This window comes from Tunturibacter gelidoferens, from assembly GCF_040358255.1.
Lineage (GTDB): Bacteria > Acidobacteriota > Terriglobia > Terriglobales > Acidobacteriaceae > Edaphobacter > Edaphobacter gelidiferens.
On sequence record NZ_CP132938.1, the window covers coordinates 1,506,697 to 1,522,481 of the forward strand.

At 59.5% G+C, this 15,785-nt stretch carries 13 protein-coding genes; 5 read left to right on the top strand and 8 right to left on the bottom strand.

Annotated elements, in window-relative coordinates:
- Nucleotides 1-44 precede the first annotated feature (44 nt).
- The gene (locus RBB81_RS06945) at nucleotides 45-707 is read left to right on the top strand and encodes a DUF6629 family protein (RefSeq protein ID WP_353073177.1); all 663 of its coding nucleotides are present in this window, start codon (nucleotides 45-47) and stop codon (nucleotides 705-707) included.
- A 98-nt stretch (nucleotides 708-805) separates the two neighbouring features.
- Here RBB81_RS06945 and purM read toward each other — a convergent pair whose 3' ends face one another.
- Both purM and RBB81_RS06955 read right to left on the bottom strand, forming a co-directional pair.
- Entirely contained in the window at nucleotides 806-1,879 is a 1,074-nt protein-coding gene (gene purM, locus RBB81_RS06950; protein ID WP_353073905.1) for a phosphoribosylformylglycinamidine cyclo-ligase, read from the bottom strand.
- Nucleotides 1,880-2,082: 203 nt separating this feature from the next.
- Nucleotides 2,083-2,532, bottom strand: coding sequence for a thiol-disulfide oxidoreductase DCC family protein (locus RBB81_RS06955; protein WP_353073178.1), 450 nt, complete (start codon nucleotides 2,530-2,532; stop codon nucleotides 2,083-2,085).
- Between the two features lie 32 nt (nucleotides 2,533-2,564).
- Between RBB81_RS06955 and hemL the strand changes: the two genes are divergently transcribed.
- The 3 genes from hemL (at nucleotide 2,565) to RBB81_RS06970 (ending at nucleotide 5,826) form a co-directional block, all read left to right on the top strand.
- The gene (hemL, locus tag RBB81_RS06960) at nucleotides 2,565-3,869 is read left to right on the top strand and encodes a glutamate-1-semialdehyde 2,1-aminomutase (protein ID WP_353073179.1); all 1,305 of its coding nucleotides are present in this window, start codon (nucleotides 2,565-2,567) and stop codon (nucleotides 3,867-3,869) included.
- A 392-nt stretch (nucleotides 3,870-4,261) separates the two neighbouring features.
- Nucleotides 4,262-4,762: a VOC family protein gene (locus RBB81_RS06965; protein ID WP_353073180.1), complete on the top strand. Its 501-nt coding sequence runs from the start codon at nucleotides 4,262-4,264 to the stop codon at nucleotides 4,760-4,762.
- A 155-nt stretch (nucleotides 4,763-4,917) separates the two neighbouring features.
- Nucleotides 4,918-5,826 (top strand): NADP-dependent oxidoreductase, encoded by a 909-nt coding sequence (locus tag RBB81_RS06970; protein WP_183790233.1) that lies wholly within the window; start codon nucleotides 4,918-4,920, stop codon nucleotides 5,824-5,826.
- Nucleotides 5,827-5,990: 164 nt separating this feature from the next.
- On the opposite strand, the gene RBB81_RS06975 is transcribed toward RBB81_RS06970, so the two are convergent.
- The 3 genes from RBB81_RS06975 to RBB81_RS06985 all read right to left on the bottom strand — a co-directional run bounded on the left by RBB81_RS06975 (nucleotide 5,991) and on the right by RBB81_RS06985 (nucleotide 9,907).
- Nucleotides 5,991-7,049 (bottom strand): cytochrome P460 family protein, encoded by a 1,059-nt coding sequence (locus RBB81_RS06975; RefSeq protein ID WP_353073181.1) that lies wholly within the window; start codon nucleotides 7,047-7,049, stop codon nucleotides 5,991-5,993.
- A 781-nt stretch (nucleotides 7,050-7,830) separates the two neighbouring features.
- A complete protein-coding gene (locus tag RBB81_RS06980; protein ID WP_353073182.1) occupies nucleotides 7,831-9,144 on the bottom strand; it encodes an MFS transporter in 1,314 nt (437 codons plus the stop codon).
- A gap of 34 nt (nucleotides 9,145-9,178) precedes the next feature.
- Complete coding sequence (locus tag RBB81_RS06985) at nucleotides 9,179-9,907, bottom strand: polysaccharide deacetylase family protein (RefSeq protein WP_353073183.1); 729 nt, start codon at nucleotides 9,905-9,907, stop codon at nucleotides 9,179-9,181.
- Between the two features lie 302 nt (nucleotides 9,908-10,209).
- Here RBB81_RS06985 and RBB81_RS06990 point away from each other — a divergent pair, with 302 nt between their 5' ends.
- Entirely contained in the window at nucleotides 10,210-11,046 is an 837-nt protein-coding gene (locus RBB81_RS06990; protein ID WP_353073184.1) for a hypothetical protein, read from the top strand.
- 74 nt (nucleotides 11,047-11,120) lie between these two features.
- Here the strand turns inward: RBB81_RS06990 and RBB81_RS06995 are convergent, their stop codons facing one another.
- From RBB81_RS06995 to RBB81_RS07005, 3 genes are all read right to left on the bottom strand, one after another.
- Entirely contained in the window at nucleotides 11,121-14,642 is a 3,522-nt protein-coding gene (locus tag RBB81_RS06995; RefSeq protein ID WP_353073185.1) for a TonB-dependent receptor, read from the bottom strand.
- A 181-nt stretch (nucleotides 14,643-14,823) separates the two neighbouring features.
- On the bottom strand, nucleotides 14,824-15,108 hold the full coding sequence (locus RBB81_RS07000) for a hypothetical protein (RefSeq protein ID WP_353073186.1): 285 nt from the start codon (nucleotides 15,106-15,108) through the stop codon (nucleotides 14,824-14,826).
- A gap of 60 nt (nucleotides 15,109-15,168) precedes the next feature.
- Complete coding sequence (locus tag RBB81_RS07005; RefSeq protein WP_353073187.1) at nucleotides 15,169-15,648, bottom strand: peroxiredoxin; 480 nt, start codon at nucleotides 15,646-15,648, stop codon at nucleotides 15,169-15,171.
- Nucleotides 15,649-15,785 lie beyond the last annotated feature (137 nt).

A 15,785-nucleotide genomic window follows, 5' to 3' on the forward strand; every position in this document is an offset into this window, starting at 1 on the left:
TCGGCAAGCTCTCAAGTATGATGGCCTGAAACCACGAGGACCCTATGTGCTTCTCCGCAACCGCGAACTTTGTCGGGAGCGCCATCCTGGGCGGAATCGGTGTCGCCACGCTCACCGAAGTAAAACATCGCCGCGAGCTGCTCTTTGCCGCGATGCCCTGTCTCTTCGCGTTCCATCAGTTCATCGAAGGCTTTGTCTGGTTGGGTCTTGACGGAATACTTTCGCCCGGAGTAACCCACAGCGCCGGCGCCGCCTACACGCTCTACGCGCAGGGCCTGCTGCCGTTTCTCCTTCCTCTCAGCGTGCTGCTCATTGAGCCCACCCTGAAGCAGCGCCGCCAGGTGCTCCCATTCGTCATTCTCGGCGGCGCGCTCATGCTGTACGTGCTCTGGGGCCTCATCGCGTATCCGCTGCAGGTCTCTGTGCAGGACAACAGCATCGTCTACGTCAACACCATCACGACCACCACCTTCATCGCGATCCTCTATGTCATTGCCACCTGCGGCTCGCTCTTCTTCTCCGGCTATCGCGATCTCATTACCCTGGCTTGGCTTAACCTCGTGGGGTTGCTCGTTGTCATGCTGGTCAAGCGCTATGCCTTCACTTCAGTCTGGTGCGCCTACGCCGCCGTCGTCAGCGTCATCATCTACTTTTTCTTTCGACGCAGCCGTCCGCATCGTCCGTCTAGTTACGCCCTGGCTGCGTAGTAGATCATTCGCGGAGATAACTGGACCGACACAAAAGCCCGCCAACCATCTGCGAGATCTAGTGGCCGGCGGGCTCGTAAAGCGACACTGCGAGCTATCTAGTTGTAGCTGACCTTGCGTTCTCCGCGCACAACACGGCCTATCAGGCAGTGCCGTTCGTTCGCGCGGTTCAGAATCGCCTTTGCCTTTTTGATCTTCTCCGCCGGAATCACCGCGATCAGCCCGATGCCCATGTTGAAGGTCCGAAGCATCTCGTCCTCATCCACATTGCCCAGCTGTTGCAGATGTTCAAACAGCGGTGGCACCGTCCACGACGCGCGGTCGATCAGCGCTCCCATGCCCTTCGGCAGGATGCGCGGCAGATTCTCTGTGATCCCGCCGCCAGTGATGTGCGCCATGCCGCTTACCACCTCGGCTCCCGTCAGCTTCTTGATGACCGACAGATAGCTGCGGTGCGTCCGCATCAAGGCGGCTCCGGTCTTGTCCTTCAGCTCGTTGATGTACTGCTCGGGACCATACTTTGCGACTTCGAACAGCAGTTTCCGCGCCAGCGAATACCCGTTCGTATGCAATCCGTTTGACGGCAGACCCACGAGCACATCCCCGATTTGAATATGCTCTCCGGTGATGATCTTGTCGCGGCTCACCGCACCAATGATCGTTCCGGCGAGATCGTACTCGCCGTCCGCGTAGAAGCCCGGCATCTGCGCGGTCTCGCCCCCGATCAGCGCGCAGCCGTTAGCTTTGCAGGCCTCACTGATACCTTGCACGACCCGCTCGATCACCATGTCTTCCAGCTTGCCAGTGGCTAGGTAGTCAAGGAAGAACAGCGGCGTCGCGCCCTGCACTGCGATGTCGTTCACGCAGTGGTTGACGAGGTCCTGTCCGACGGTATGGTGAATGCCCAGCTCAAACGCGACCTTCAGCTTCGTGCCAACGCCGTCCGCGCTCGAGACCAGCACGGGGTTGGGAAACTTTTCGAGGTCCAGCGCGAACAGGCCGCCAAAGCCGCCGATCTCGCTCAGCACCTGCCGGTTGAAGGTCTTGCGCGCCAGCATCTTGATGCGCTGCTTGCTGCGGTCGCCGGAGGTGATGTCGACGCCGGCATCCGCGTAACTGATGCTCTTCTTCGCGGGACTCTTGGCCTTTTCTCCAGCGCCGGACTGCTTCAGGCTTGCGGCTTTTCTCTGCGCAATCGCTGACTGCAGCGGAGAGGTCTCCCTGGGTGTGTCCTGTTCGGGCGTAGCGCGGTGCGTGGCGATTGAAACGGGCGGCGGGGAGGTCTCATCCGGCAAGGTCGTGCTCCATATCGTAGTGCTTGAAAAGAAGAAGTTTAGTCTAGCAGGGCGGTGGTCAAAGCATCGTAAAACAACCGTTATTCGTACACGCCCAAAAGTTTTCGTCGCTGCCCCAAAGGTGGCAGAGGACATGTGTCGTAGCGTCCAAAGATTCGATAGCGAACGCGGGCGATCACTCCGTAGCCGAACTCGCGCATGGGCCGCGGCACCAGCGTCACCAGTCGCCCCAGAAGCCTCCACGGTGCTGCGAGCAACTTCAGCGCTGCGGCTACCGCATCCGAACGCTGGTAGAGCCGTTCCTGCGGAGTCAGGGCATCGGTCAGCAACATCACGCCGTCGGGAAAGATGTGAATGCCCAGGCGGCCAAGGATCTCATGGCCGAGAGCGCTCTGCAGCGGGGCATATCGTAATCTCTCTTGCCGGTCGTGTTTGAGCAGGAACTGCACCACGCCGTTGCACAGTGCGCAGACGCCGTCGTACAGCAGTAGTGCCCGGCCCTCAATCTCTGCATATTCTGGCTCGGTCATGTCCTTATGATATGCCCTCTTATACTGTTGCTATGTCCCGGTCTCTTACCCGCTCCCGTCAACTGCAGCTTCGTGCTGAAAAATTCCTGCCTGGAGGCGTCGACTCGCCGGTGCGGGCGTTTCGTGCCGTGGGAGGGGATCCGCCGTTCGTTACCCATGCGGAAGGGGCCTATCTGTTTGATGCGGATGGAAATAAGTATCTCGACTTCTTTGGCTCCTGGGGGCCGATGATCCTCGGCCACGCCTTTCCGCCGGTGGTCGAGTCGATTCAGAAGGCTGCCTCGCGTGGAGCGAGCTTCGGAGCCTCTACTGCTGCAGAGGCAGATCTGGCTGAGCTGGTGACGCGGTGTTTTCCTTCGGTCGAAAAGCTGCGCTTCGTCAGCTCCGGCACGGAGGCCTGTATGTCGGCTATCCGACTTGCTCGTGGATTCACTGGCCGCAACTTCGTGATCAAGTTCGAAGGCTGCTATCACGGCCACTCGGATGCCATGCTGGTCAAAGCCGGCAGCGGCGTCGCGACGCTGGGAATTCCAGGCTCGGCAGGGGTTCCCGCAGAGACTGCCATGCATACGCTTGCTCTGCCCTATAACAATCTCGGGGCTGTGAGAGAAGCCTTCGCAGTGCGGCCGGACGAGATCGCCTGTGTCATCGTGGAGCCGGTTGTAGGCAACGCCGGGACGATCGCCCCCGCCGCCGAGTACCTGCAGGGTCTGCGAGCAATCACCGCGGAGCACGGTGCGCTGTTCATTCTGGACGAGGTCATGACGGGGTTTCGTCTTTCGCTTGGAGGGGCGCAGCAGGTATATGGAGTTACCCCGGATCTTACGACGCTGGGCAAGATCATCGGCGGCGGTTTGCCCTGCGGGGCGTTTGGCGGGCGGGCTGATGTGATGGAGTTTCTGGCTCCGCTGGGGCCAGTTTATCAGGCTGGAACGTTGAGTGGGAATCCGCTTGCGATGGCTGCAGGATTCGCTACGTTGAGCCACCTCTTGAAGCATGAGGAGGAGGTCTACAACGGGCTTGAGAGCACTACCTCGCGCATCGCTGAGGGAGTTGCGGGCGTGGCTCGAGAGGCGGGGATTTCGCTGACGACCAATCGTGTTGGGTCAATGTTTACGTGGTTTTTCACGGATAGGCCAGTCACTGATTTTGCGAGTGCGGCTACGTCGGATACGGCAGCTTTTGGGCGATTTCATCGGGCTATGCTTGACGAGGGGGTGTGGTTGCCGCCGAGTCAGTTCGAGGCTGCTTTTGTTTCGACGGCCCATGGGGAGGCGGAGATCGGGATGGTCCTTGAGGCTGCCCGCAAGTCTCTCTCGAGAGATCGGCCGGAGTAATTTCTTAAAAAAGTTGGTGGATTTTTTTGCGGTGAGCAGATTTTTTTCTGCTGTGGTGGGCGGGCGCAAAAGTGTGGGTTTGCTGGGGTTTTTGAAGGGGGTTGCGGGAAAACTGTGTGTTTGGACGTGGTTTTTTGATGGTGAAAACGTGGTGGGATGCGTGGTGGATGTGGAGTTTTAGCACCACACTTTTCGGCTTCGAAAAATACGCCAACTTTTTGAGATTTATTTTTGGTTGGCTTGGGGATGCGGCCTCGGACGCCTGTCGATGACAGATTAGGGCCGGTCGCCTCCTCCAGATCTGTCCCGCATCGGCAGAAATGAGGCGCACTGGAATGGTTGGGTGCTCCGGTTGAGCTGACCGTATAATCTGGGCGAATGTGGAGGACGTCATGAAGATGCAACGCCGTGAGGTGCTTGGGGTGCTCACAGCTGCTGCCGGATCGGCACTATTGCCGGGGGCTTTTGCGGTCGCAGAGCGGACGACCGCCGCGAACCCGAACTCTCTGCCGAAGGAACGGGTGACTGGTGTCGGCGGCATCTTCTTTCGCGCGCATGATCCGAAGGCGTTGGCGCAGTGGTATCAGGACCACCTTGGCGTCTTCGTCACTCCGCAGAGCAAAGACGATCCAGTGTGGAATCAGCAGGCCGGACCGACGAGTTTTACGCCCTTTTCCGAGAAGACCAATTACTTTGGCGACGCGACGAAGCAGTGGATGATCAACTTTCGTGTGGGCGATCTGGCCAAGATGGCCGCACAGCTGGAAGCAGCGGGAATCGCGGTGAAGGTGGACCCGACGACCTATCCGTACGGGCGCTTTGCACGTCTTCATGATCCGGAAGGCAACCCAATCGAGCTGTGGCAGCCGGTGAATGCGGCCACCGTGAAGTAGGTTCCCGGCTTCGTCAGGTCGGACTTCGCGATCTCGCTCCGATGGTCTCAACCGCCGGAGTTGTAAAGCTGTGGATGAGCGTAGGGCGGGTTCGTCTCTGTGAACCGATGCTGCTGTCGAGCGCATCTAAGTCGCAAAGCTAGCGAGGTATGACGATGAAAGCAGTTGTGCTGCACGAGTACGGCGGGCCCGATCAACTGAAGTATGAGGAGTGGGACGATCCCCAGGTGGGCGACGGCCAGATCCTGATTCGCGTCACTGCAGCGGGAGTCAATCCGATCGATTGGAAGATTCGCAGCGGCGCCATGAAGGATTTTATGCCGCTGGAGCTGCCCGCCATCCTCGGTTACGACTACTCCGGCGTTGTGCACTCAGTCGGCAAAGGCGTCAAAGGATACGTCGAGGGCGACAAGGTCTTCGGGCGCGCCGGCAAGACCTATGCCGAGTTCCTTTTGGCTGATCTTGCGGGCTTGTCAAAGGTTCCGGATGGACTTGATCCCATCGAAGCTGCTGCGCTGCCGGTGGTGCTGAATACGGGGCATCAGCTCATCACTGAGGCCGGCAAGGTTCAGCCGGGCCAGACAGTCATCATTACCGGCGCACTGGGCAGCGTGGGCCGCACTGCGGTATGGGTGGCGAAGAAGCTTGGTGCTCATGTCATCGCCGGCGTTCGCGGGTCGCAGAAGAAGGCGGCCGAGGAGCTCGGGGCCGATGCTGTTCTCGCGCTCGATAGCCAACAGGAGATGGACGCGCTGGCTTTGGTCGAGGTCGTCGCAGATACGATTGGCGGCAAGATCAGCGACGCGCTTCTAACTAAAGTGAAGCCGGGGGGAACCTATGCGTCCGTGGTGGGCCCTCCCCCAAATGCGAAAGTTTATCCCAACGTAAAGGTGGTGGCTTTCGGCTCCCATCCTGACGTAGCGGGTATGCGTTCGCTCGCAGAAGACATTGCAAACGGAAGGTTCAAAATTTCTATTGATCGGACGATGCCGCTCGCCGACGCAGCGAAGGCGCATGCTGAAGCGGAGAAGGGCGGCATAGGCAAGATTCTGCTTTTAGCGTAACCGGCAAAGAGACACCACGTGCTTCGTCCGGGCATCTGGATCGATGCCCGGATCGCTGAAGTGCCGGTCTTCGCAGGCCTTCCGAAGAAGAGACACTTCGACGATCGTTGAGCCAACGGTTGGCTTGTGCAAAGAAAGAACAGGAACAGTCTGCTTCTACTGCTTCACCTTTGCCCGTAAGCCGTGAAGACGTAATCTTTTGACTTTACTGCTGTGTGGCAGGCGAAACCGCACTTAGCGTCGCTTCCCTGGGGAGGCTTGTCCCCTAAGTTGCCGAGCCTGAAGTTGCCAGACGTGGCGTCATACTCGAAGACACCGTAACCCCATCCGCCGCTGTCGGCGAACCTTTTGCCGTCCTTCACCATGAGATCGACGTCATGCTGGGGGCCCGGCACGGTCGGCGAACCGGGTTGACCGGAATCCACCTTCGCGGTCCAATGGACCTTCGCCATCTTGGCACCATCCGGAAAGGGCTTGCCGTTACCGGGAATTCCTGCCTTGTAGGCGTTGATCATCACAGGATTTCCAAGGATGGCGGCGATCGCACCTCCGTTATGGCTGACGGCGATCACCTGCCAGCTTTCGTATCCTCTGAACTCAGAGAAGGCGAGGCCATTGGGTATTTTGAGGGTGTACTTATTCTGGCTGGAGGTGGTGGCCTGGGTCTGTGCCGGGACTGTTGTGGAGGCGGGGGCGGCGGCGGCGTTGGTGCCGGGAAGTTTGTGGATGAAACGGGCGAGCTTCCAGGTGTCGTTCTCGGAGATACTCGTTTTCCAGGCAGGCATGCCGGTGAGGCGGACTCCGTTCTGTACGATCCAGAACAGTTCGGCGTCGCTCCAGTGCTGGACGTGACCCGAGCTGAGGTCCATGGCAGGCGGATCCATGCTGCGGCCGAGGTCCGCATCCCCGCGCGCATCGGCGCCGTGGCATTGGGCGCAGGATCCGAGGAAGACTTCGCGGCCCTGGCTGATGACCTCGTCGGTCTCAGGCAGCGGGTTGTTCATCTTGCCTGCCTCCAATGGGATGGTGACGTCTTTCGCTGCATTGGCCAGGCTGGTTTCGCCCTGGGATGGGGATTTGCCTGCGGTGCAACCTTGAAGCAGGACGCCGAGCATTGCGATCATCACGCCAAGCATCGGCTTGTGTTTTAGTGCGCTACGATCACGTCCGTGCCACGCACCATTCCCCAGCGGAGCGATAGATTCCCTCATGAGTTCAGTCATGGTGAACTCTCCTTCACAAGAGTTTTCTGGGCCCGATGCAGCGGGGTGCCAGTCCTCGAAGCTTCTGATGTCGCTGGAACCGGAACGGGGGCAAGCTATTTTCACTAGGACGCTCACATTTTTGGCGAAGAATGACGTTTCGCCACCTTGCGCCTGGCGATGACGGTGAGGGACGCGTACAGTTTTCGAAAACCCGACTTTCGAGGACCCAGAACCAATACGCCGTTCCACGGCAATAAGGATTTGACAGGCAATGCCAGTTGGGGGAAGGTAGGGCAATCGCGAAACGGGAGGTCAAGAAATCAATGAACCAGCGGTGGCTACTACTTGCGGTCGCTCTCTTCGGTCTAGTGGTTCCGAATAATATGTTTCTCTACGCATGGCTTCACGACCCAAACGGTTGCGGCGGAGTTGCCCACAATCTACTAGCTTCATCCTTCATGCTTGATGCCTTTCTTACTATGGGAGTTCTTGCCTACTTGTTTGCAGTGCGTCCCATCGGAACCGTCAGATGGTACTGGTTTGTTTTGCTATCGCTGTTGGGAGGAATGGCATTCAGTCTTCCCCTGTACTGGTGGTTGAACTCGAGGCGTGAAGCAACGGTCCAGAGGTAGAACCCCCGGCCTGACAAAGTTCCCGCGAAACGGGGTTGTCGGCAACTGCGGTTGGTGTCCAGATCTAGCGCGACGCCTCGATGTAGGAGGAGGTGCTTGAGACACCTGCAGTTCGAAATCTTTCTGGGCCCGGGCCTTTCAGATGCGGCAGGCTGACTGAGTGGTATTCAGGCGGGCTGCGGGGCTGCGGGTTTTGGTTCCATCCAGATTTTGCCTACTGCCATGAGGACCACCAGCATGGCGGCGCAGAGGGCGAAGACGCGACGCACGCCGATGTAGTGGGTGAGGATGCCGGAGAGGACGAGGCCTGAGATCTGGGCGGTGAAGATGATGGACATGAAGGTGGAGCCTACGCGGCCCATCAGCTCCGGTGGTGTTGCTTTCTGGAAGAGGGTTTGGGAGGGGACGATGATGCCGGCGACGGAGAAGCCGATGATGAGGTTTCCGAGGATCGTCGACCACAGGTGTGGCAGCGCCGTGAGGATGACCAGACCGACGGCGATGCCGCAGAGGCCGGAGTAGACGAGGAGGGTGTCCTTTAGCTTTTTGCCGAAGGTGTTGAGGCCGTTGATGCCGATCAGCATGCCGAGGCCGATCATCGCTGAGGCGATGGCGAAGGATTTGGTGGAGGCGTGGAGGGAGTCGCGCACGTAGATGGCGATGAGCGGGCCGAAGCAGCCGAGGACGAACATGCCGGCCGCCATGGCGAGGATGACGAAGAGCAGGGCGGCGTGGTGGATGATGAAGTTGATGCCCTGTTTCATGTCGAGCCACACTTTGGCGATGGCAGATGCGTCTGCGGCGTGGGGTGTTGGCGCGGCGGCCTTGGGTCCGGGTGCGAGGAAGGAGACGGATGCGATGAGGAGCGCGGAGCCGATGAAGCTGGCGGAGTCGAAGGCGTAACAGCTGACGGCTCCCATGTAGGAGACCATGAGGCCGGCGATGGCGGGGCCGATGATGCGCATGCCGAACATGACCTGCTGCATGAGTGCGTTTGCGGAGCGGAGGCCGTGGAGGGGGACTGCTGAGCGGATGGCGACTCCCTGGGCGGGGCCGAAGAAGCTGGAGATGACGCTGATGGCGGCGAGGATCGCGTAGAAGTGCCAGATCTGCGTGGCGAAGATGAGCAGGAGGCAGAGGCCTGCGCGGATGGAGTCGCTGGAGACCATGGTGGGCTTGAGGGGCCAGCGGTCGACGAAGACCCCGGCGAGGATGCCGAGGACCGCGATGGGCAGCATGTAGGCGATCTGCACGCCGGTGACCTCCTGGGCGTTGGCGTGAAGTTTGAAGGTGAGGACGTTGATGACGGCGAAGAGTGCGAGGAAGTCGCCGAAGACGGAGATGATCTGGGCGTACCAGAGACGGCGCATCATGGGGACGCGGAGGACGTCTCCCATGGATAGGGGTGCTGGAAGTTCGGGGTCGATGACGGGTGGCGCATTCGACCCAACGGCTGCCGGGTTGGTGGAGGTTGTGCTCATCAGGGGTTGGCTTATGGTACTTGATTTGGGTGATTCAGGCCCAGGAATCGACGGTGACGAAGCTTGTTGCCGGTTGCGTCTTCAAGTGCTGGAGGAGCAGGTCTGTAGCTTTGACCGTTGGAAGCCGGGGCTGGCCGAGGCCTGCCTGACCGCCATCGTGCAACACGATATTCGATGCGCGACTTCTCTTTTGGTTTCGGAGAATGGCGTGGAGGGTGCGGTCGGCGATCTCGCCGGCAGAGATGGGGTTCCAGTCACCGGGGAGGATGTTCCAATGGACCGGGGTGAGGCCGAGCTCGTGGGCGATGCGTAAGACCGCGGGACGGCGGGCGCCGTGGGGTGCACGGAAGTAGCGGACGGGGATGCCGAGGGTGTCTTCGATGGCGGCGTTGCAGTTTGTGAGTTCCTGGCGGATGCGTGCGGAGGATTGCCAGGCGAGCCATGGGTGAGTCATGGTGTGGTTGCCGATGAGGTGTCCTGCGGCTGCGATGGCGCGGGCGATGGCGGGGCGCTGCTGGACGTAACGGCCGATGAGGAAGAAGGTGGCGCGGGTGTTGTTGCGGGCGAGGACTTCGAGGAGACGTTCGGTGGCGACGTCATTGGGGCCGTCGTCGTAGGTGAGGGCGATCTGGTTGGGATTGCTGCTGGCGATGACGACTTTGCCGAAGAGTTGAGACTGGGCGGAGAGGGCGGCGTAGGTGAGAGTTCCTGCGGCTGCGGTGGCCGCGGCAAGGATGGCGGCGGCTGTTTGAGTTTGTGTCATGCCCTTCGCTCCCCTCGTTTCATTATAGGGAGGCTGCGAAAAGGCCGGAGTGCTTGCGGGTATAAGTAACAGAAATTGATTGCTTTCTGGCATTGAAGTTCCTACTATTGCTCGCACTCTTTAGCACTTGCTTCCAGGCTCCGGGGAAATACTCGTTCCCGGGCAGCCGGGCTGAGGGTTTTTAATCCCAGGCGCGGCTGTCCGCATTGCAGCCGATATACCTCTCGCGAAGACATCAGAGGAGTTCGTCGTCTGCGCACCTCCTTAGCTTCTCTCACGTTTGAATCAAGGAGAAAGACCGTATGAAACTGCCAATCAGTTGCCAATGTATTGCTCTCCCTTTGTTGCTTGCAGGTTTTGTAAGCAGCGTCACGCCTGCGGTCTCTGCGCAGGATAAGACGATTCCGAGTCAGAAGATTTTGACGATTCAGCGAGAGTTCACCAAGCCGGGCAAAGAAGGTGCAGCCCATGAAAAGAGCGAGGCTGCGTTTGCCAAGGCGATGGCGGATGGGAAGGTTACGGACCACTATTACGCCCTTACGTCTCTTTCGGGCCGGCCGAGGGTTTTGTTTCTGAGCGCCTATCCGAGCTTTGCGGACATTGAAGCTGAGCGCAAGAAGGTGAACAGCAACGCGTCTCTTTCGGCGGAGCTTGACCGGGCGAATGAAGCGGATGGCGATCTGCTTGCGGAGACGAACTCCAGCATGTGGATGCGAAGGGACGATCTCAGTCTCAACCAGGGATATCGGGTGGGAGCTCGCTATGAGGAGCTGACGCAATTCGTGGTTCGCCCGGGACACACCGGCGAGTGGACGGAGCTGGTGAAGCTGGTGATCGAGGCGTACAAGAAGGGTGTTCCGGATGCTCACTGGGGAACCTACGAGATGCTCTTTGGCGGGGGGAGCACGTACCTGGTGATCACGACGCTTAGGTCGGCGGAGGAGCTCGACGCGGAGTTCGCCAAGGATCCGAAGTTCATCGAGGCGCTGGGGCCAGAGGGCTTGAAGAAGCTGGAGGCGTTAGAAGCTTCGTGTGTCGAGTCGAGACAGTCGAATCTGTTTCGGATTTCACCGAAGATGAGCTATCCGCCAGAGGCGCTTGTCCAGGCGGAGCCGGATTTCTGGACTCCGAAGCCGTAGCTGGTCGTGGTGTTGTTCAACAAAAAAGCCCTGCGCTGGTTGGCGCAGGGCTTTTGCTTTGGTGCGGGTTGAGGTTAGTAGAGGATCTTGAGGCCGAACTGGAAGATGCGCGGCTCGAAGGTGCTGGTGATCTGGCCTCCGCTGGTTGGATTGTTCAAGGTTGCCGGGGCGGTGCTTGTGGCTGCGGTGCTCAGAGTGCCGCTAAGACCGCTGCCGGGGATGTAGAAGTTGGTGTGGTTGAAGAGGTTGTAGGACTCTGCGCGGAACTGCACTCGCAGGCTCTCGAGGGGAGTGTTGAAGGTTTTGTTGAGGGCTACGTCGGTCTGGTAGAAGGCCGGCGAACGGCCTGGGTTTCTGGAGGCGTTGCCGAAGGGGCTCACCAGATTTCCGCTTCCGTCCTTGGTTTCGGGAAGGGTGTAAGCGGCGAGGTTGATGTACTGGATGAAGCCGTTGCTCAGCTTGGTTTTTTTGATGGCTGGCTGACCGGCTACGACGTTGGGGCGGTACTCGTTGGCGCCGCGATAGGTTGCGGCAATTTGAGGTGAGACGGCGTTGGCGGAGTTGGGGGAGTAGCCGATGTTGTAAGCGGTACCGGCCTGCATGGTGTTGATGGCGCTGATCTGCCAGCCGCCGAGGACGGTGTCGGTGACGGCGTTGGCGGTGTTGAGGAAGTGGCGACCGTGTCCAAAGGGCAGGTCATAGACGAGGCTGGTGACGTTGCTGATGGGCAGGTTGTAGTCAGACTGACCGTAGTCGGCGGAGATGTTGTTGGCGTCCTGCGGTGAAGGGCTGTTGCCTTCGAGGGAGGCGCTGGCGTTGTCGAGCGAGTGCGACCAGGTGAACGAGTTGAGGAGGGTTAGGCCGGCTACGAAGCGCTGCTCGTAACGAACCTGCAGGGCGTCGTAGTGGGAGTAGAACTCGTTGAGGGCTGCGGTGATGTCGCTGGGCCAGTTGGCGTAGGGACGGGCGAAGTTATTGGACGGATTCCTCTGGTTGGCGTTGAGGAAGCCCTGGAGCTTGCTGCCGTGGTTGCCGACGTAGGCGATGTCGAGAAGCGTGTTCTTGGCGAGCTCCTGCTGCACGCTGAGGAAGTAGCTCTGGACGTAGCTGTCGCGGGTGTTCTTCGGGACGTAGGTGATGTTGTCGGTCGCGGGGTTGAAGGTGGTTGCGATGCCGGTGGGGAAGCCCTGGTCGGTGGTGACGTAACAGCTTGCAGAGGCTCCGCCTACAGGGCAGTGGTTGGTGGTGCTTGGTGTCTTCTGGGTGACGGAGACGAACTGCGCCTGTGGGGCGTTGATGGCGAGGATGTCGCCGGAGCCGGCGCGGGTGTAGTGGACGTAGCTGGTGCCGTAGCCGCCGCGAATGGAGGTACGCGGGGTGGCGGCGTAGGCAAAGCCCAGGCGTGGAGCGAAGTCGTTGAGGTCAGGATTGACGAGGGTTTTGCCGTAGACTCCGCCGGGGGATACGGGGGTGATGCCGTTGCCGGCGACTGCGCCTGGAGTGATGGTGAGGACGGTCTGGGTGATGGGATCGAAGTTGGAGATGTAGTTGTGCTGCTCAGAGTAGGGCGAGCCATACTCCCAGCGGAGGCCGAGGTTGAGGGTAAGTTTGGGATCGACCTTCCAGTCGTCCTGGGCGTAGACGCTTTGCAGGGTCTGGCGGAGGTGGGCGACGAAGAGGTTGGCGAGAGAGTAGTTGTTGGTGGTGCCGAAGAGGAAGTCGGCCCAGTAGTTGTCGGCGACAGCGCCTTTGATGTCCGCGCAGGATTGGCCGTTCGGATTGGTGGGAACCTTGACTCCGTTGACGGTGGAGCTGGGGCAGAGGCTGAAGCCGCCGGAGTAACTGAAGGAGCCGTATAGGGGGTTGTTATCGTTGACGGCCATCCAGATGTGCTCGTACTCGTAGCCGAACTTGAGGGAGTGGTGGCCCTTGATCCAGGTGAAGTTGACCTTCGGATCGATGAGCGCGGGATTCTGCCACTGGGGGTTGGTGCTCTGTCGGCCGAAGGAGGTGAAGCCGCCGTTGATGCTGGTCGAGGGAAGGCCGCCGGCGACGGTGGGGTCGGAGGGCAGGCCGGGGATGGAGATGGCATTGTCGCCGATGGAGAGGGAGTATTTGCCGGCTTTGGTGCGGGAGAGGCCGAGGCGCGCATCGACGACCTTGTTGGCGCCGATGAGGTGGGTGTAGCCGAGGGCTATCTGCTGGTCGAGGACGCGGATGGTGCCGTTGGTCTGGCCGTCGAGGGGGAGCGGGAAGATGGGATGGTTGACGCCGGTCTCTTTGCGATCGGAGACGCGGAGGAACCAGGAACTGCTGGGGTTTTGCTGGTAGTCGAGACGGAGGTCGCCCTTATCGGAGTTGTCGGTGAAGGGGACCTGGGTGGCGTAGTTGTCTTGTGCGAGGCCGCTGGTCGAAAGGCCGGTGCCCTGGGTTGGTATCTGCTTGAAGAAGCCGATGATCTGCTGAGAGACCGGGTTGATGGCAGCGGCGGGGATGACGGTGCCTTTGGGGTAGACGACGCCGGTGATGGGATTCTGCACGTCGACGACGAGCTTGCCGTTGAGCTCGTTGGTGGTGGGGACGGTGTTGACGCTAAGCGGCTTGAGGACCTGGCGGAAGCCTTCGTAGTCGACGAAGTAGAAGAGCTTGTCCTTGATGATGGGACCGCCGAAGTTGACGCCGAACTGGTTGCGGTTGAAGGTGGGTTTTTTGAAGGGAACGACGTTGCCGCTGGTGCCGACGAGGGTGGGCTTGAAGTAGCCGGCGGCGTTGAGGTCGGTGTTGCGGATGAACTCGTACACGGTGGCGTGGAAGCGGTTGGTTCCGCTGGCGGAGGCGACGTTGATGGTGGCGCCGGAGGAGCGGCCGTACTCTGCGCTCTCGTTGTTGGTGACGATCTGGAACTGTGCGACGGAGTCGGGCGGGACGGCGATGATTTGATTGTCAAAGCCCTGGTTGCTCTCGCCGTAGGCGTTGTTGTCCATGCCGTCGAGGAGGAAGTTGTTGAACATGCTGCGCTGGCCGTTGATGTTGTAGGCTCCGGCGCGGATGAGCGAGCTGATGGAGCTGGTGGTGGCGGCAGTGGGGGCCTGGCGGGAGCCGGTGACGAGGCCGAGGAGGTCAGAGTAGTTGCGGGAGACGAGCGGGAAGGCGGCGCTTTGGTACTGGGTGATGGTCTGGCCGCGCTGGCTGGTCTCGGTTTCGATTTGGAGGGCGACGTCGGAGACTTCGACGGTGGTCTGGGTAGAGCCGACCTGCAGGGAGAGGTCGATGCGTTCGCGGACGCCGACGGAGATGGTGATGTTTTTTGCGACTGCGTCTGAGAAGCCGGGAGAGTTGGCGGAGATGGTGTAGACGCCGACGCGGAGGGAGGGAATTTCGTAGTCGCCTGTGCTGTTGGAGGTGGCCTTGGCGGTGATTCCGGTGGCGTTGTTGGTGATGGTTATGGATGCGCCGGAGACTGTGGCCCCGCTGGAGTCATGGATGGTTCCGACGAGGCTGCCGTTCTCATATTGCGCGTTCAGATGGGAGCACAGGAAGAAAAACAGTATGGCCGCCACAAGGCTGGGTGCAGAAGAAAATCTTTTTTTTCGCATAACCCTAAGTTTTGGGGCGGCTGATTAACCTGCGATCAAAGAAGTATGAATGAGAGATTACGAGTGGATATTCTTGTGGGTTATCAACGCTAGATAGCTGAATTTTTAAAGTGACACCGACCTGCTCGATAGGCTGGTGTGCGGTCACTGACGAGAGCATGACCTGATTCTGCCGAGGTGATCAGGCGGGTATATCGAATCCTAGTTGCCGCATCATCTCATTGGTCACTTCGTAGTCCTGATCGGGGTCGGGCATTACGTCTCTGCCTGGGTCCTCCTGTCCGAAGGAGTGGAGATAGAGGCCGGCTTTGAGAAAGGCTCCTTGTAGTTTCACCTTGTCGGCATAGGCGACTCTAAGGCGGATCTCTTCGTGGGTGATGTCGCCGACACGCGTGTACTGCATGATGATTCCGCCGGGGTTACTGGGGTCCGGATTGGTCTTGAATCTCACTTGGTAGGTGTTCATGGATGAGGTCTCTGCTTGTTCGATGCGGAGTCGCGAGGGGCTGCTGCAGTTGCGGCGGTGTTATTTCTTCGCGTGAGCTTTGAGCAGGGCGAGGACCTCTTCGGCGTGGCCTTCGGGTTTGACTTCGTCGAAGATGTGGAGGAGACGCTGGCCTTTTCCTGTATCGGGGCCGATGAGGTAGGTGGTGCGTTTGACGCCTTTGACGAGCTTGCCGTACATGTTCTTGGGCTTGACGAGGTCGTAGCGGTTGATGAGCTCCATGTCGGGGTCGGCGAGGAGGTCGTAGGGGAGGTCGTACTTGTCTTTGAACTTCTTCTGGTCTTTGACGGTGTCGCGGGAGATGCCGAGGACGACGATGCCTTGCTTCTGAAACTTTTCAAAGGCATCGCGGAAGCCGCAGGATTCGATGGTGCAGCCGGGGGTGTCGGCGCGGGGGTAGAAGAAGAGGACTACGGGCTTGGTTTTGAAGTCGGTGAGGGAGACTTCTTTGCCGTCTTGGTTTTGGAGGGTGAAGTTTTCTACTTTGTCGCCTGGTTGCATGTGATTTCCTTTGCGGTGTTCAATAGCAGTTTAGCTCTGACATTGAAGCTAACGAACGAGAGTGTGCTGCCTGTTGTCGATTGCGAACAGAAAGAAGTTTCTAGATGGGCATCACTTTGCGGGTCTTGAACCAATGC

What these genes read in the sequence shown, in the direction of transcription:
- RBB81_RS06980 (WP_353073182.1), bottom strand. Translation starts at nt 9,144, where the DNA reads ATGAGCACAACCTCCACCAACCCGGCAGCCGTTGGGTCGAATGCGCCA.
- RBB81_RS06975 (WP_353073181.1), bottom strand. Translation starts at nt 7,049, where the DNA reads ATGACTGAACTCATGAGGGAATCTATCGCTCCGCTGGGGAATGGTGCG.
- RBB81_RS06955 (WP_353073178.1), bottom strand. Translation starts at nt 2,532, where the DNA reads ATGACCGAGCCAGAATATGCAGAGATTGAGGGCCGGGCACTACTGCTG.
- RBB81_RS07005 (WP_353073187.1), bottom strand. Translation starts at nt 15,648, where the DNA reads ATGCAACCAGGCGACAAAGTAGAAAACTTCACCCTCCAAAACCAAGAC.
- RBB81_RS06990 (WP_353073184.1), top strand. Translation starts at nt 10,210, where the DNA reads ATGAAACTGCCAATCAGTTGCCAATGTATTGCTCTCCCTTTGTTGCTT.
- RBB81_RS07000 (WP_353073186.1), bottom strand. Translation starts at nt 15,108, where the DNA reads ATGAACACCTACCAAGTGAGATTCAAGACCAATCCGGACCCCAGTAAC.
- RBB81_RS06970 (WP_183790233.1), top strand. Translation starts at nt 4,918, where the DNA reads ATGAAAGCAGTTGTGCTGCACGAGTACGGCGGGCCCGATCAACTGAAG.
- RBB81_RS06985 (WP_353073183.1), bottom strand. Translation starts at nt 9,907, where the DNA reads ATGACACAAACTCAAACAGCCGCCGCCATCCTTGCCGCGGCCACCGCA.
- hemL (WP_353073179.1), top strand. Translation starts at nt 2,565, where the DNA reads ATGTCCCGGTCTCTTACCCGCTCCCGTCAACTGCAGCTTCGTGCTGAA.
- RBB81_RS06965 (WP_353073180.1), top strand. Translation starts at nt 4,262, where the DNA reads ATGAAGATGCAACGCCGTGAGGTGCTTGGGGTGCTCACAGCTGCTGCC.
- RBB81_RS06995 (WP_353073185.1), bottom strand. Translation starts at nt 14,642, where the DNA reads ATGCGAAAAAAAAGATTTTCTTCTGCACCCAGCCTTGTGGCGGCCATA.
- RBB81_RS06945 (WP_353073177.1), top strand. Translation starts at nt 45, where the DNA reads ATGTGCTTCTCCGCAACCGCGAACTTTGTCGGGAGCGCCATCCTGGGC.